Source organism: Mycobacterium sp. 852014-52450_SCH5900713, assembly GCF_001667075.1.
GTDB lineage: Bacteria > Actinomycetota > Actinomycetes > Mycobacteriales > Mycobacteriaceae > Mycobacterium.
Genome location: NZ_LZIL01000009.1, coordinates 17910 through 33611, shown reverse-complemented (window position 1 = coordinate 33611; position 15702 = coordinate 17910). Strand labels below are relative to the sequence as shown.

Sequence of the window (15702 nt, the reverse complement as noted above, 5' to 3'; positions counted from 1 at the left end):
ATGGGATTCAGGATCGAAGCCGATCTGGATTTGTGCCAGGGCCATGCCATGTGCGAACTGGAGGCGCCGGACTACTTCCGGGTGCCCAAGCGGGGCAAGGTCGAAATCGTGGACCCCGAGCCGCCCGAAGACGCCCGCGAGGAAGTCGAGCGCGCGGTCGATATGTGCCCAACGCATGCACTGTTCATCAAAGAAGATCCAGGAGACTGATTCATGACATCACAAGCGTCACGCGAGGAACTCGAGGCATGGGTCGACCGCTGGCTGCAGGCCAACAAGGACTGCGAGAAGGCCGGTGACTGGCGGCCATTGGCGGACTTCTACACCCAGGACGCCACCTACGGCTGGAACATCGGCCCCAAGGAAGACGTGATGTGCGTCGGCATCGACGAAATCCGCGACATTGCCCTGGGCCTGGAGATGGAGGGCCTGGAGAACTGGGTGTACGAGTACCAGAAGGTGCTCATCGACGAGAAGCAGGGCGAGATCGTCGGCTTCTGGAAGCAGATCGTCAACAAGTCCGACGGCACCAGGGACGAGATCTACGGCATCGGCGGCAGTTGGTTCCGCCTCAACGCCGACAACCTCATCGAGTGGCAGCGGGACTTCTTCGACTTCGGTCACGTCGCGTACATGTTCGGCAAGCTCATCGAATCCGGCGACCTCAGCTCCGGCATGCAGAAGCGAATCGAGCGCAGCATCGCCGGCGAGAAGCTGCCGGGCTACTACCCGCTCGGCCAGGCACCGGTGCCGATCTGGTGACCGGAGCCAGTGGCGGACCAACCAAGCATTTGATTTGTTGCACGCGCTATGCTGACGCGACAAGGGTGCCTGTGGCGCCCGTCACCAAGTTGTCCGGCATCAAGGGGCCGGCCAGCTCTGATCGATTCAAAGGCGAAATGGGGTCAGGACCATCGTGAAGACAAAAGGCGCACTGATCTGGGAGTTCAACCAGCCCTGGTCCATCGAGGAAATCGAGATCGGCGACCCGCAAGCGCATGAGGTCAAGATCCAGATGGAAGCGGCCGGCATGTGCCACTCCGACCATCACCTCGTTACCGGCGGAATCCCGATGGCCGGTTTCCCGGTGCTCGGCGGGCATGAGGGTGCCGGCATCGTCACCGAGGTCGGTGCGGGCGTCGAAGACATCGCCCCCGGCGACCACGTGGTGCTGTCCTTCATCCCGTCCTGCGGGCAGTGCCCGACGTGTCAGGCCGGCATGCGCAACCTGTGCGACCTGGGGGCCGGACTGCTCGGCGGTGCCGCGGTTTCCGACGGCACGTTCCGCATCCAGTCAAAGGGTCAGAATGTCTTCCCCATGACGCTGCTGGGCACGTTCTCGCCGTACATGGTGGTGCACCGCAGCTCCGTGGTGAAGATCGACCCGTCGGTTCCCTTCGAGGTCGCCGCCTTAGTCGGCTGCGGCGTCACCACCGGGTACGGCTCGGCGGTCCGCACCGCCGACATCCGGCCGGGCCAAGACGTCGCCATCGTCGGTGTCGGCGGGGTCGGCATGGCGGCGCTGCAGGGCGCCGTCAACGCCGGCGCACGCTACATCTTCGCGATCGACCCGGTCGAATGGAAGCGCGACCAGGCGCTGAAATTTGGTGCCACCCACGTCTATCCCGACATCGACGCGGCGCTGATGGGCATCATGGAGGTCACCTACGGGCTGATGGCCCACAAGGTCGTGGTCACGGTTGGCGAGCTGCACGGCGCCGACGTCGACAACTACCTCAACATCACCCAAAAGGGCGGCACCTGCGTGCTGACCGCCATCGGCAGCCTGCTGGACACCAACGTCAACCTCAACCTGGCGATGCTCACCCTGATGCAGAAGAACTTGCAGGGCACCATCTTCGGCGGCGGCAACCCGCAGTACGACATCCCGCAGCTGCTGTCGATGTACAAGGCCGGCAAGCTGAACCTGGACGACATGGTCACCACCCAGTACCGCCTGGAGCAGATCAACGAGGGCTACCAGGACATGCTGGACGGCAAGAACATTCGCGGCGTCATCCGGTACACGGACGCGGACAGGTAACTGCCGCCCCAACCGACTGGGTCCCGAGTGACGGGGTTCGGGCACCTGCTGGCGCCGGGACAGATCGGCGCCATGACAGTGCGCAACCGCATGGTCATGTCTCCGATGGAGACCATGTATGGCACGCCCGATGGGCTGCCGTCCGAGCGCACCCGCGACTACTTCGCCGCACGCGCCAAGGGCGGAGTCGGCCTGATCACGCTGGGCGCCACCGGGATCGACCACCAGCATCCGGAGACTCCAGGCGGGTTGCACCTGGCCACCGACGAATCGGTCGACGCGCATCGGGCGCTCGTGGAGGTGGTGCACGAGCACGGGGCCAAGATCCAACCACAAATCGTGCACGCCGGTCCCGACGGTCTGGGGCCCGAGATCTTCGGTGTCACGTCATTGGGCCCGTCGGTGATTCCCTCCTACCTCACCGGGCGCCCGTCGGTCGAGATCAGCAAGCAACAGCTGTGCGGGGTGTTCGATTTGTTCAAGGCCGCGGCGCGGCGTGCCGTCGAGGCCGGGTACGACGGCATCGAGCTGCACGCCGCGCACGGCTACATGCTGCTGGGCTCATTCCTTGCCCCGCAACGCAATCGCCGCACCGACGACTACCGCGGTGATTCGGTCCGCGGCCGTGCGCGGGTGGTCCTCGATGCGCTGGCCGCAATCCGTTCCGAGATCGGTGACGCCCTGCCGATCACGCTGCGAATCTCGGGCTACGAACGGGTCGCGGGTGGCCGGCCGATCTTCGAGACCGCGCAGCTGGCGCCGGAGTTCGTGGCCGCGGGTGTCAACGCGTTCCACATCAGCGGCGGGGTGATCGACCGGTTGGTGACCGGGATGGTCAACGGTGCCGACGACGGCGAGGGGCTCAACGTCGGGGCCGCGGCCGCGGTCAAGCAGGTGGTCGACGTGCCCGTGATCGCCGTCGGCCGCATCCACGATCCGGCCCGGGCCGAACGGATTCTGGCCGACGGACGCGCCGATTTCATCGCGATGGGCCGTCCGCTGCTGGCCGACCCCGAGCTGCCGCGCAAACTGCGCGACGGGCAGGCACACCGGATTCGCAAGTGCATCTCCTGTGAAAACTGCATCGATGCAATGGAACTGCGTTTCTCTGTCGACTGTGCCGTCAATCCACGCACCGGCAAGGAGCGCGAAATGGCGGCGGCTCCCGCCGCACGCACCAAGCGCGTGGTGGTGATCGGCGGTGGGCCCGCCGGGCTGGAGGCCGCCCGGGTAGCCGCCGAACGGGGACACCGCGTCACGCTTTTCGAACGCAGCGCCGCGCTGGGCGGCGCGCTGCGCTGGGCGGCGGTTCTGCATCCGGAGAATGAGCCTTTTCTGCGCTACCTGCGCCAGGAGATCAAGCTCAGCAGCGTGGAAGTCCGTCTGGGTCAATCGATTTCGTCTCAGGACGTCGTCGATGCCGGCCCGGATGCGGTGGTGGTCGCCACCGGTGGCAGGGTCGCCGTGCCGGCGATCCCCGGATCCGATCTACCGCACGTCCACACCGGTCCCGGGCTGCGCGAATTGCTGGGCGGGCGAGCCGAATCCGGCGCACCGGCTTGGCAACGGCTGGGGGCTTCCGCGCTGGGCGGGTGGCGGCAGCGGCTGGTGCATCCTGCCGCGGTCCGGATGGCCAGCCGCGCCTGGATGCCGGTCGGACGGCGGGTCGCCATCATCGGCGGTGACCTGGTCGCCCTGGAACTGGCCGAATTCCTGGCGAGCCGGGGCCGGCTGGTGTCGGTCCTCGAATCCGGCAAAAACATCGCCCCGGAGGTCGGCAACAAACGCAAGACCGAACACATGGATCGCCTCGACCGGCTGGGCGTCACCGTGCATGTGCGGGCCACCGTGGAACGGATCACCACCGAAGCGGTGGTGTTCACCCCGGCCGGCGGCACCGCCCGGCAGCTGGAGGCCGACAGCGTCGTGCTGGCCGGCACGGTCGAACCCGACACCACGATGTTCGACGCGCTGGCCGCCGCCCTGCCCGGCGCTCAGGTGCACGCCGCCGGCGACTGCACCGGGCTCGGGCTGATCCGCAAGGCCACCGAGGAAGGCGCGCGCGCCGCGTGCGCAATCTAGTGACAGGAGAACAAGAATGACCCGAACCGAAGAATCGCAGGCGACCCCGGCGCTCGCCGCCTCGCAGGCATCATGGCGATGCGTACAAGCGCACGACCGGGAGGGCTGGCTGGCCCTGATGGCCGACGACGTCGTCATCGAGGATCCGATCGGCAAATCCGTGACCAACCCGGACGGCACCGGGGTTCGCGGTAAGGAGGCAGTCGGCGCGTTCTTCGACACGAACATCGCGGCCAACCAGCTGTCCATCACTTGCGAGGAAACGTTCCCGTCGAGTTCCCCCCATGAGATCGCCCACATATTGGTGCTCAACAGCAAGTTCGAGGGCGGCTTCACCAGCTCGGTGCGGGGCGTGTTCACTTACGCGGTCAACGACGCCGGACTGATTACCAACATGAGGGGCTACTGGAACCTCGACGTCATGCAGTTCGGCAAGGAGGAGTGAGCCGGCCGCACGGCGCCGAAGGCACTACCGCCTCCTGAGATTCGATCGCGCGTGCGCTATCGAACCCGGCGCAAGCAGGCGCGGCCCGAGGCGAGAACCATCGCCCCTATGCTGGGGCCATGGCATCGATCTTCACCAAGATCATCAACCGTGAACTTCCCGGCCGCTTCGTCTACGAGGACGACGAGGTCGTCGCGTTCTTGACGATCGAGCCCATGACTCAAGGGCACACGTTGGTGGTGCCGCGGGCCGAAATCGATCAGTGGCAGGACGTCGATGGGGCGACGTTCGCCCGGATCATGAGCGTGAGTCAGCTTGTCGGCAAGGCCGTGTGCAAGGCCTTCAAGACTGAGCGGGCGGGGGTGATCATCGCCGGGCTGGAGGTGCCCCATCTACACGTGCACGTGTTCCCCACCCGCCGCCTGAGCGACTTCGGTTTCGCCAACGTCGACCGCAACCCCTCACCGGAATCCCTGGACGACGCGCAGGCCAAAATCAAGGCGGCCCTGGCTCAATTGGCGTGAACCGGCTCCTGCGCCGGCACTTCGCTGACGCGCGGGAGTGTGACCCGGAAACAACAGCCCTCCCCGGGCGCGGTCGTCACCGTGACGGCGCCGCCGTGCGCGCGCACCAGCGAGTCGACGATCGATAGCCCCAATCCAGTGCCGCCGCTGGCACGCGCCCGCGACGAGTCGGTGCGATAGAAGCGTTCGAACACCCGCGACGCGTCCTGCTCGGTCATGCCGGGACCCTTGTCGGCCACTTCGAGCACGGCGTCGTCCCCCTCGGTGCCGACCCGCACGGTGACGTCGGCGCGCTCCGGGGTGTGCTGCAAGGCATTCGCGACCAGGTTGCTCAGCACCTGTCGGATCCGCGGTTCGTCTCCGAGCACCTCCGGGGTGCCAGGGCCGTCGAGCACTTCCATGGCAATGGTGCGCTTGGGGTCCATCGCCTGCGCGTCGTGCACGGCGTCGCTGGCCAGCGCCAGCAGGTCGACCCGGTTGTGTTCGAGCGGTCGTTGCACATCGAGGCGGGCCAACAGCAGCAGGTCGTCGACCAGCAGCCCCATCCGGCTGGCTTCGCTTTCGATGCGCGACAACAGCATGGCGACGTCGCGCGCGGCGCCCTGCCGATACAACTCCGCGAAGCCGCGGATTGTCGTTAGCGGGGTGCGCAGCTCGTGGCTGGCGTCGGTGATGAACCGCCGCATCCGCTCCTCGGAACCGCGGGCCTTCTCGGCCGACGACTCCGAGGACGCGAGCGCCTCCTGGATCTGCGCAAGCATTCCGTTCAGGGCGAGGGACAGCCGGCCGACCTCGGTACGTGGATCACGTTCCGGGACACGGCGATCCAGCTGGCCGGCGGCTATCGCCGCGGCAGTCTGTTCGACCTCGGAGAGCGGCCGCAGGCTGCGCTGCACGACCGCGAAGCCGGCGATGCCGACCACTACCAGCACCGCCACCCCGATACCGATCTGCAACCAGACCAGGGAGCTGACCGTGTGTTGGACGTCGGACAGGTCGATCGCAACGGTCGTCAGGCCGTGCGGGCCGCGCACCGACACCGCGCGCCACTGGATGTCGGACCCGTTGACCGACGGCAGCGTCGTCGGATTGGGGCCTACGTCGTTGTTGGGCGGCAATGCCGGTTCGGAGTTGCGGTCGTTGATCGCGGTGAACGGGGTGCCGTCGATGCCGATGCCCCGCACGTAGAACTTCGACGGTGGCCGGCCCGGGTCGGGGGCCCCGTAGGGCGGCGGCGACTCGCGCCGCGGGGCCTGCGCCCAGCCCCGCGACGCGTCGAGCAGCGTCTGGTCGATCCGGGTGACCAGGCTGTGCCGCAGGATCGACGTGACCGCGATGCCCGAGACCGCCAGCCCGCACGCCACCAGCGCCAGGGTGGCGGCGACCAGCCCTACCCGGAGCGGCAATCCACGTCGATGCTGTTTGGCCATGTGAATGATTCTTCGCTAACGCTGGCGGCCGAGCGCGGGCTCAGCGTGGTTCCCGCAACACGTAGCCCACTCCCCGCAGGGTATGCAGCAGCCGCTTCTCCCCAGTATCGATCTTGCGGCGTAGGTACGAAACGTAGGACTCGACGACATTGACGTCACCTCCGAAGTCATATCGCCACACGTGGTCGAGGATCTTGGGCTTGCTCAAGACCGTGCCCGCGTTGATCACAAAGTAACGCAGCAGCGTGAACTCGGTCGGCGATAGGGACACCGGTTCGCCGGCCTTCCACACCTCGTGCGTCTCCTCGTCGAGTTCGATGTCGGCGAAGGTCAGCCGGGCGCTGCGGGGCTCCGCTCCGCCCTTGCCGGCGCGCCGAAGGATGACCCGCAGCCGGGCGACGACTTCCTCCAAGCTGAACGGCTTGGTCACGTAGTCGTCGCCGCCCAGGGTCAGGCCGGCGATCTTGTCCTGCAACGAATCACGGGCCGTCAGGAACAGCGCCGGGGCGTCGATGCCGTCGGCGCGCAGGCGCCGCAGCACTCCGAATCCGTCCATCCCGGGCATCATCACGTCCAGGATCACCGCGTCGGGGCGGGCTTCCCGGGCCCGATCCAGGGCCTGGGCGCCATTCGTCGCGGTGTAGACCTCGAAACCCTGGAACTTGAGGCTCACCGAGAGGAGCTCGACGATGTTGGCCTCGTCATCGACTACGAGGACACGAGCCTCCGGTTTCGTTTCGCTTGAGGTTGCCGCGGTCATCAGATTCTTCTGCCTCTTGTTGAACGTTTCCTATGTAAAGGTTGTGTGGTTGCTGAAAGCTCAGTGCCAACACTCTGATAGTAGTCTGCCAGGCCTCATCGCAACCGCTCGGACCTGCGCGGGTCGGCGCAGTCGCGTCGCGAATAGACTCGTGGAATGAACCTCGCCGCACGGATCGTGTTGGCCGCGACCGCCCCGGCACGTGTCGGGCTCGCCGCCGCGGACGCCGGCCTGACCGTGGCAACCGCGGCGGTCGGGGTGGCGAAACGGGCGCTGGGCGAAGGCGGGACCGGCGGAACGAACGCCATGACTTCCATGCTGGGAATCGACGACGCGATCGTTCGTGCCAACCGGCTCGCCCGGCTGCTGGACGACGATGCGCCACTGGGACGGGCCGTGGCACCGGAGGGACCGATCGACCGGCTGCTGCGCCCGGGCGGGTTGGTCGACATGCTGACGTCGGACGGCGGCCTGCTGGACCGCCTTACCGCTGAGGGCGGGGGCCTGCACCGCACCCTGCAGCCCGGCGGCCTGGCCGATCAGCTTGTCTCCGAGGACGGACTGATCGAGCGGCTGCTGGCCGAGGATGGGCTGGCCGACCGGCTGCTGGCCGAGGGTGGTCTGGTCGACAAGCTGACGGCGAAGAACGGGCCGCTGGACCAGCTCGCCGACGTCGCCGACACCCTGGCGCGGCTGACGCCCGGGATGGAAGCGCTGGAGCCCGCGATCGCCACGCTCCAGGACGCGGTCGTCGCGCTCACCATGGTGGTGAACCCGCTGAGCAGCATCGCCGACCGCATTCCGCTCCCCGGCCGGCGTCGTCCTTCGTCCCGGACGGTGCGCTCAACGCGCATCATCGACAGCGGCGAGTGACCGATTAGGCTTGGACCGGTTTGATCCCGCCTCCTTAGCTCAGTGGTAGAGCACTCGCCTTGTAAGCGAGCGGTCGTCAGTTCAATCCTGACAGGGGGCTCCAGGCATCGCCGCCGCTCTGGCGCTCTCAGATTCCGGCGCAGATATGGATGAATGGAATCGGCGCGCAGATGCTGGCCGAGACGTAGGGCCTGGGGCCGTAATAGCCACCCCAAGCGGGCGGCGGAGGCGGTGGAGCCGCCGGAGGTGGTGGCGGTGGGGCCGCCGGTGGCGGCGCTACTGGTTGAGCTGCCTGCGCGAGCACCACACACGTATCGGACGGTGGGTCGTACACGGTGCCTTCGCCACATTCGGCGGCCCTACTTACCGCCGGCGATAGAGACGTCATGGTCACCGCCAGCGCGAATGCGGCTGGGCCGATGACTGCCAAACGGTTAGCTATGCTGCGCATCACATGACTCCGTGCAGGGAGATCGTAGCTCTGACCTCGTTGCTACGGAAGGAGCCGAAGTGGCCTTTTTGGCGCGAACTCAACCAAAGTCCAGTCGGCGAGTTCGGGGACTCCGCACAGCAGCTTTCCGGGCCGGGCGAAGGCGACCACCCCGGTTATGGCGGGCCGGGGACGCCGTCCAGATCTCGGTGGATACCTTGCAGGTCCCCTTGGATCCCTTGCAGCTTCCCCTCGATTGCCTGCAGATCGGAGAGGGCATTCTGGTAGGCCGGCGACAAGTCGGCCGGGGCCGCGGGTTGAGACTGAGGGCAGTACGCAACGATGGCGCCCGCGGTGACTTCGGTGCTTTGGTTGGCGTCCCAAATCGACGATCGCTGCACGAATTCGACCGCATCCGCGAAATTGGGTTGGCGCGCCAGGAAGTCGCAGACCGCGTGACCCTGGGTTATCACGTATTCGTGGTTGGGGACTGGCACCCCTTCGTGCTTCAACGCGGCGATGAACGCCGCGTCGGCGGCCTCGATGCGCGCATTGGGCGCTTGCGGCGCAACAGGTTTGGGCGCGGGCGCGGCCGACGGCGGAGTTTCCGCCCGCTGCGCCGATGAATCCTGGCGGTGGACCGAAAACATCACCACCACCGCGGCGGCGACGGCCACCAGAGATAGCGGCAAGGCCGCGAGCAGGCCCAAGTGCCGCTGCACGCCCTTGCGCCGGCGAAGCGTGGTGCCGATTCCGGCGCCCCTCGACCCGGCGTTGGGGGCAACATCGGTTTCATAGGCTTTCGCCGCAGCGGGGAGAGACGCCCCGGCGCTGTGGGCCAGGAGCTCGTCGAGCAGTTCGTCCACCTCTCGGGACGACGGCTCGCCGCCGTGCTCTCGGACCGCTCGTCGCCCGAGCGCGATGCGCCGCAATTCTGAATCGATGGTCTCGCGGTCGCGCATATCAACCAGTTTGAGCGTGTCAGGACGACGTCACAAGCCCCTAGATACGGGCCGATAACGGCGCGCCCGCACAGCCGCGCTCCCGCTGACCATGCAGCGTTGTTAACGCCGCCACGAACGCCCCGAACGCGCGGAGACTTGCCGGGAGCCGGCCCGCCACACCTGCAGTTCGACCTCGTGCACGCCCCGACGAGCTGGCGCGATCCGCACGCCGGAGACTCCAGATCCGATTCGTCGCCCACGAACCTTTGGACGACATGAAAGCCATTCTGAGGCAGTCGATTACAGTTAATAGCCACCCCACGTGGTACGCTTGCCCGGGATGCCCGTCGGCATCCGTTCAAAATGAGAGAAGTTGAAGGTATGACACAGGGAACTGTGAAATGGTTTAACAGCGAAAAAGGCTTCGGTTTTATCGCTCCGGACGGCGGCGCAGCAGATGTGTTCGTCCACTACTCGGAAATCCAGGGAAACGGCTACAAGTCGCTGGAGGAAAATCAGCGAGTTGAGTTCAATGTCGAGCAAGGGGCCAAGGGTCCGCAGGCAGTCGGAGTAACCGCCGTCTAGCGCGAGTTCGACCGTGTGGGCTGGTGGGGCGTTCCCCACCAGCCCACAGCACGTTAAGGGGTCCCCGGCCCGCTTCCGCCAGGGCGTGCACCGGGGCGCGGTTTTTGGGGTTGATGAATGCCAGGCGCTCGGCGCAACGTCCGTGCGAACTCTGGCGTGTAGATTGGTAGCAGCAGTCCGCGTTCGCGCTGCCGAGTAGCCAAATTCTTGTGGGGATGAGCAGATCCACGAATCGATCGCCCTTCGCCCCCAAGCCAACCACATTTGGGCTGAAGCCAACCTAACTTGAGGACCCGCTCCATGACATCATCCGACTTGTTTTCCCATCGCTACGAGCCCGAGGTCGTGTCACCGGCCAGTCGCGATGCAGAACCGGTGCAACTTCCGACTTTCTCCGACCGCCCCAACAGCGATTCCGCCGCTCCGAAGCCCTGAGCGTCTGAGCGCGATCCCGGCCTGACCGCCGACCCATCGCGCGGCGCTCCGTCGCCTACTGCGCCGGAGGCGGCACGGGGCCGGGCGGCGGTCCGTCCGGCGGGGGCGGTGGAGCCGGTGACCGGTGCGTGCAGTCCGGCACATAAATCAGCACGCCCCCGACCATCGTCCAACCGATCGCGCATCCCGGCGGCAGCAGAGGGCGTGTATCGGGCGCAGCGATCAGCATCGTCACCATTGCGGCAAGCATCGCCGGACGAATGAGACGAGAGACGTGCTTGGGCATTGCCGCCGCAGCTCGGCGAATCCTGTTCCGTCTCTCGGTCGGTTCAGCCGCGGCGTCACACATGTAGCTTGTCCACTCTGCTGGGAAGGTGATTCTCAGTCTGGAATAAGCCGCGGTCACCCGCAACTTGTGGGGAATTCCAGGGCCCCGAGATTTCGCCGGTTTCCGCGCGGCATGAAGCCGGTTGCCGTCAACAAGATTTCGCACTTCGGGGATGCTTTGAGGCCACTACCTGAGGCGATCTGCCCCAGCCGATACGGGCCACGGCATTGATGTCAGGCGGTCAGATGCGAAAGACTATTCCTGGCAAATCGACGGAAGTGACTCCAGTGAGGCGTAACCCGACGGTCGCTGCGACCGCGCCGGTGTTTCTCGGCGCCATCATGTTGCTAGTCGTCGGCTGTTCGTCCCCGACGGTGAAGCCCAATGCAACGGCGATGACTGCTTCAACCGCCGCGACGGCGGGCGCCGCACCGCTCGCTTCGAGAACTGTTGCCGCAGCACCGAATCCGCCCCTTGGCGCCCAGCCACAACTGGCGTCTGACCCGGCTCAGTTGGCCGACGATTTGGTCGCGGACGAGCGCGCGCTTCGTGACCCGTCGACGGCGGAGCCGGCACTGACGGCGGCGGCGCACCGCGAGCAGGCCGCGTACCGCGCCATTGGGCGGCACCCCGATTGGGACTCGATCACCCGGCCGCGCATCCCGCCGGAGCTGAGCGGCGTCTACGACCGTAACCTCGATGCCCGTCGCCAGCTCCAGGCAATGACGCCCGCGAAAGACACGCTGCCCGCGTGGCGGATCGAGCCTCCCGTACCCGCCGACGAACTGATGAATGACTACCACGCGGCGGAATCGGAGACCGGCGTCGGCTGGAACTACCTGGCCGCGATCAACCTCGTCGAGACCCGCTTCGGCAGCATCAACGGCGCGAGCACGGCCGGCGCGCAGGGCCCCATGCAGTTCTTGCCGTCGACGTTCGCCACCTACGGCCAGGGCGGCGATATCAATTCGCCGCGCGACAGCATCATGGCGGCGGGCCGCTTCCTGTCCGCCAACGGCTTCGCCAACGACCCCGACCGCGCCATCTACGGCTACAACCACGCACACGAATACGTCCAGGCGGTCGACCAATACGCCGCGCTGATCGCGGCCGACCCGGCCGCGTTCCCCACCTACTACCGGTGGGACGTCTATTACGTCACCACCGCCGGCGACGTGTTGCTCCCCGTCGGTTACGCGGAGGCAGCCCCGATCGCCGTCGCGGATTACCTCGCGGCTCATCCCCAGTAAGGCAGCTCCGCACGGCGGCGACCAAGCGCGACAAGCTATTTCGTGTGCGGCACCGGGTGGGGGCGACGCTATGTTCGGTCCTGCTTGCGCGCGAGGAACGCCTGCATGTGCTCCTGGGGCTCTCCGGTCAAGAACGCCAGACCGAACTGCTCGATGCTGTCCTATCGCCCCGTGGACCGTCATGTCGAACCACTTGTTGAGCAGGCGCTTTTGCTGCCGGACAGCGTGCGGGCCGAATCCGGCGAGTTTCGCGGCGAGTTCGGCGATGCGAGAGTCGAGCGCGTCGGCGGAAACCACCTCATGCACCAAACCCCAGGAGACGGCCGTGCCCGCGTCGATTGTCTCACCGGTCAGCAGGAGCCACGCCGCGTGCGACGCCCCGATCAGCGCGGGCATCAAGGCCGAGTGGATCACCGAGGGGATTCCGACCGCCACTTCCGGCATGCCGAATGTCGCCCCGGATTCGGCGATCCGCAGATCGCAGCACATCGCGACCTCGAGCCCACCGCCGAGGCAGTACCCGGCCAATCGGGCGATGACGGGAACGGGACATTCGCGGATCGACTCGCACAGGGTTGCGAGCCGACGGATGAACGCCTCGGCGCTCGACCGGTCCAGGTTGACCATCTCGTTGATGTCGGCACCGCCGATGAACGCCGCCTCCCCCGCGCCGCGCAGCACGACCACCCGGACGTCACCATCGCCGTCGACGGCGCGGAATGCCTGTGTCAATTCCTCCACGGCGCGCGTGCCGACGATGTTGAGCCGTTTCGAATTGGTCAGCTCGATGGTGAGTACGCCGCTGTCACCACCGACCCGGACGAACCGCTCCTCCACCGCGTTCACGCACCCCTCATAGGTACTTCAGGGCGATGTCTTGGAGGTGAGCGCGCATCTTTTGGCCAGTCGCCTTCTCCAGCTTGATCCCCAGTTCGCCCGCGAGGTTGACGAAACCCATCAACAGCAGGATTTCTCCGTCCGGCTCATCGATCACGTTCTCGACGAGCCGGTTCCAGGCGAATTCGTTGCCGCTGTCGGACGTCCAAGCCGTCATGACGTCGATGGCTCGGCGGACGTTCTCTCGCACATCCATTCCCGGAGCCTGCCACGACGACCCGATCGCCGCCCACCAATGGCGCGCCGGCTAGACCGGCGGCCCGTCAGTACAGCGGAACCCAGACGCCCATGTACCAGAACCCCCAACCGCCGAACTGCCAGTTGAAGACCGGGATGGCGGTGTAGGAGTCGTACTGGAACGGCCCGAAATCGACCTGCGCGACGGCGACATCACGCTGCGGCCCCGACCACGGACGGTTCCAGCCGCCGGGAGGCGGCGGACCGTCCCAACCCCCTGGAGGCGGCGCGCCGACCCAGTGCGGCGGCGGATGGCCGGGGGCCGGACCGTCGTTCCAGCCGTGGCCCCGCGGCGGGGGTGGCGGCGGCGCACCGTGGTCGACGATGCTGAAGCCCGCCCGCGCATCGCCGGGCCCGCCTACCTGGGCGTTACCGCTGACGTACGTCCCGCGCGGAACGTAAGGCTGATGCGGAGGCTGGGTGCTCGGCGGGTTGAGGGCCTGCCTGCCCTGCGGCGGCGGGTTGTGCTCGCTCGCCGGCGCATTGGGTTGTCCACCCGGCCCGTTCTGATCGTGATCACCCGGCTGGTTGCCCGGCCCGCCCTGCTGCGGGTACTGGTTTGGCGCCGGCGAGTTCTGCCCGCCCTGCGGCGGGTTTTGCCCGTGCTCGTTGGGCGCCGGCGTGTTCTGCTGACCCTGCGGCGGGTTGTTCTGCCCGGTCTGCTGCGGCGGGTTGTTCTGGCCGGTCTGCTGCGGGGGATTGTTCTGCCCGCCGGGGCCGTTCTGACCGCCGGGTCCGCCCTGCTGACCGCCCTGTTGCCCGCCCTGCTGACCGCCGGGACCGTTCTGACCGCCGGGTCCGCCCTGTTGCCCGCCGGGTCCGCCCTGTTGCCCGCCGGGTCCGCCCTGCTGCCCGCCGGGTCCGCCGGGGTTGCCCCCGCCCCCGCCGCCACCGCCACCGCCATGGCAGCCAGGGCACGGCGGCGGGGGGTCGAGCGGAGCCGCGAAGGCCGAACCCGCGTTCAAAGTAACCGCGGACATGCTCAGCCCCGCCGCGATGGCCGCCGCGCTGACGACACGTTTCATAGACATAGCTGCGTCCCCTCTTGGGTCTCGGTCGCCTGCACTACGGGCAGGTCACGTCCAACTCGAAAGACTTGGTTACCGGCTGCGGTTGCTGCGGGTTGCTCATGTCGAGCCCGGTCGCGGTGCCCTTGATTGCGTAGGTCTTCCCGTTGACCGCGGCTCCCGCGTTGCCCCCTTGATTGGGAGCCGCGTCGGAGAAGCCGAGCGTGATGCCGTTGACACTGCCGAGTCCGACCGAGTGCACGATGGGCGGGTTGGCGTTGCTGACCACGGCGCCGACCCCCGCCGTCGGGTCACCGACGCCGATGTTGGTGTTGTCGCCCGCCGGCGTGCACGTGACCTGGCCGCTGACGTTCTGCGCCTGACCGTCGACGATGACCTGCGGGCCGGCCGCCGACGGCGACGAGGAACCCGACGATCCCGTGCTTGACTTGTTACTCGAACAGCCGGCGCACGCCGCGACCACTACGGCCACGCCCGCCACGCCGACGACGATCCCACGCTTCACTACTGCTCTCCCTCGTGTCGCTGGTGTCGCACTAACGAACTCATTGGCCTCGTCAACCTAGCGAGTCCCGGCCAGTGCCGCGGCGCGCGGATACCCGTTAGCCGCAAGTTACAAACGCTGTGTTAAAGGCGGGCACGCGCGGTTGGGCGTCAAGGGAGAACGCGTAACCCCCACCTGCCCAGCAGCGGGTCGATGAGCGTGAAGTAGGTCGTGTTGTCGTCGCCGTCGGGCGAGGACATCAACAAGCCCACGGCACTTACGGTGCCGTCCGGGTTCTTCACAAAACCCGGACTGCCGCTGTCGCCATTGAGACTGAACACGCTGGCCTCGACAACGTCACCGTCTACGTGTGTGACGGAACCGCAGGTTTCACCGGTGACCGCGCCCAATTTGCAGAAGGGCATGCCTTCGCGAATTTTGTTAGCGCTCAACACATCCCGAACAGCATACCGCCCGCCGACATCTCCGAGGGGCGCCCCCACGCTCGGGCGGAGGAGGATGATGGCGGCGTCCCTCGTGTCGCCCTCCTTCTCGCTTGCGGTGATCTTTCCGAGCGGGACGTCATTGCCGTATGTCCACTGTGAGCCGTCGTGGGCGTCGCAATGGCCGCTGGTCATCAGGTAATAGCTGCCGTCATTGCCCTGCGCCGCGAAACCCGATGTGCACGAGCTATTTTCGTCTTCGACCTTGATACCCGGCGTGACGCCCGCGTCGGCCCGCGCCGGGTTCGCCAGCGCCGTCGCGGCGACGAGCACAGCACCGACCAAGCCCAAACCTCGCAACCACTGCAATGCCACGCCGCCTCTCTTGATGTGTCGGCCAGCATGCTAACAGCGCCAGCGGGTTTCGGCCGCCTGGGCGCTAAGTCCGGGCGCGCACCTGACCCGACCGAATTGACATGAGCG

At 66.9% G+C, this 15702-nt stretch carries 15 protein-coding genes, 1 tRNA gene and 2 pseudogenes; 10 read left to right on the top strand and 8 right to left on the bottom strand.

Annotation, left to right across the window (positions count from 1 at the left end):
• The 6 genes from A5773_RS02805 (at window position 1) to A5773_RS02780 (ending at window position 5095) form a co-directional block, all read left to right on the top strand.
• Window positions 1-210 carry a ferredoxin gene (locus A5773_RS02805; protein WP_066955074.1) on the top strand — a complete coding sequence of 70 codons (210 nt, stop codon included), beginning with the start codon at window positions 1-3 and terminating at the stop codon, window positions 208-210.
• A gap of 3 nt (window positions 211-213) precedes the next feature.
• A complete protein-coding gene (locus tag A5773_RS02800; protein WP_066955077.1) occupies window positions 214-762 on the top strand; it encodes a hypothetical protein in 549 nt (182 codons plus the stop codon).
• 154 nt (window positions 763-916) lie between these two features.
• The gene (locus A5773_RS02795; RefSeq protein WP_066955080.1) at window positions 917-2044 is read left to right on the top strand and encodes an NDMA-dependent alcohol dehydrogenase; all 1128 of its coding nucleotides are present in this window, start codon (window positions 917-919) and stop codon (window positions 2042-2044) included.
• A gap of 27 nt (window positions 2045-2071) precedes the next feature.
• Window positions 2072-4126, top strand: coding sequence for an FAD-dependent oxidoreductase (locus A5773_RS02790; protein WP_066955083.1), 2055 nt, complete (start codon window positions 2072-2074; stop codon window positions 4124-4126).
• A gap of 16 nt (window positions 4127-4142) precedes the next feature.
• Window positions 4143-4571 carry a ketosteroid isomerase family protein gene (locus A5773_RS02785; protein ID WP_066955086.1) on the top strand — a complete coding sequence of 143 codons (429 nt, stop codon included), beginning with the start codon at window positions 4143-4145 and terminating at the stop codon, window positions 4569-4571.
• 119 nt (window positions 4572-4690) lie between these two features.
• Window positions 4691-5095, top strand: coding sequence for an HIT family protein (locus tag A5773_RS02780; protein ID WP_066955090.1), 405 nt, complete (start codon window positions 4691-4693; stop codon window positions 5093-5095).
• On the opposite strand, the pseudogene A5773_RS02775 reads toward A5773_RS02780, so the two are convergent.
• A pseudogene (locus tag A5773_RS02775) lies at window positions 5067-6525 on the bottom strand (sensor histidine kinase). The gene A5773_RS02780 and the pseudogene A5773_RS02775 overlap by 29 nt on opposite strands.
• Before the next feature lie 40 nt (window positions 6526-6565).
• Window positions 6566-7285 (bottom strand): two-component system response regulator PhoP, encoded by a 720-nt coding sequence (phoP, locus tag A5773_RS02770; protein ID WP_066955095.1) that lies wholly within the window; start codon window positions 7283-7285, stop codon window positions 6566-6568.
• Window positions 7286-7441: 156 nt separating this feature from the next.
• Here phoP and A5773_RS02765 point away from each other — a divergent pair, with 156 nt between their 5' ends.
• Window positions 7442-8158: a hypothetical protein gene (locus tag A5773_RS02765; RefSeq protein WP_066955098.1), complete on the top strand. Its 717-nt coding sequence runs from the start codon at window positions 7442-7444 to the stop codon at window positions 8156-8158.
• Between the two features lie 28 nt (window positions 8159-8186).
• Window positions 8187-8261 (top strand) — tRNA-Thr (locus A5773_RS02760).
• 503 nt (window positions 8262-8764) lie between these two features.
• Here A5773_RS02760 and A5773_RS02755 read toward each other — a convergent pair.
• On the bottom strand, window positions 8765-9550 hold the full coding sequence (locus A5773_RS02755; protein WP_066955101.1) for a DUF732 domain-containing protein: 786 nt from the start codon (window positions 9548-9550) through the stop codon (window positions 8765-8767).
• 363 nt (window positions 9551-9913) lie between these two features.
• Here A5773_RS02755 and A5773_RS02750 point away from each other — a divergent pair, with 363 nt between their 5' ends.
• Both A5773_RS02750 and A5773_RS02745 read left to right on the top strand, forming a co-directional pair.
• Window positions 9914-10117, top strand: coding sequence for a cold-shock protein (locus A5773_RS02750; RefSeq protein WP_066955104.1), 204 nt, complete (start codon window positions 9914-9916; stop codon window positions 10115-10117).
• A gap of 1104 nt (window positions 10118-11221) precedes the next feature.
• A complete protein-coding gene (locus A5773_RS02745; protein WP_066955950.1) occupies window positions 11222-12130 on the top strand; it encodes a lytic transglycosylase domain-containing protein in 909 nt (302 codons plus the stop codon).
• A gap of 216 nt (window positions 12131-12346) precedes the next feature.
• On the opposite strand, the pseudogene A5773_RS25335 reads toward A5773_RS02745, so the two are convergent.
• From A5773_RS25335 to A5773_RS02720, 5 genes and pseudogenes are all read right to left on the bottom strand, one after another.
• Window positions 12347-12967: pseudogene (locus tag A5773_RS25335) on the bottom strand (enoyl-CoA hydratase); the annotation flags it as partial.
• Between the two features lie 16 nt (window positions 12968-12983).
• Complete coding sequence (locus A5773_RS02735) at window positions 12984-13223, bottom strand: hypothetical protein (protein ID WP_066955110.1); 240 nt, start codon at window positions 13221-13223, stop codon at window positions 12984-12986.
• Between the two features lie 67 nt (window positions 13224-13290).
• Window positions 13291-14289, bottom strand: coding sequence for an MAP_0585 family protein (locus tag A5773_RS02730; RefSeq protein WP_067789315.1), 999 nt, complete (start codon window positions 14287-14289; stop codon window positions 13291-13293).
• Between the two features lie 40 nt (window positions 14290-14329).
• The gene (locus A5773_RS02725) at window positions 14330-14797 is read right to left on the bottom strand and encodes a lipoprotein LpqH (RefSeq protein WP_066955116.1); all 468 of its coding nucleotides are present in this window, start codon (window positions 14795-14797) and stop codon (window positions 14330-14332) included.
• 149 nt (window positions 14798-14946) lie between these two features.
• Window positions 14947-15594 carry a S1 family peptidase gene (locus A5773_RS02720; RefSeq protein WP_067789313.1) on the bottom strand — a complete coding sequence of 216 codons (648 nt, stop codon included), beginning with the start codon at window positions 15592-15594 and terminating at the stop codon, window positions 14947-14949.
• Between the last annotated feature and the right edge of the window lie 108 nt (window positions 15595-15702).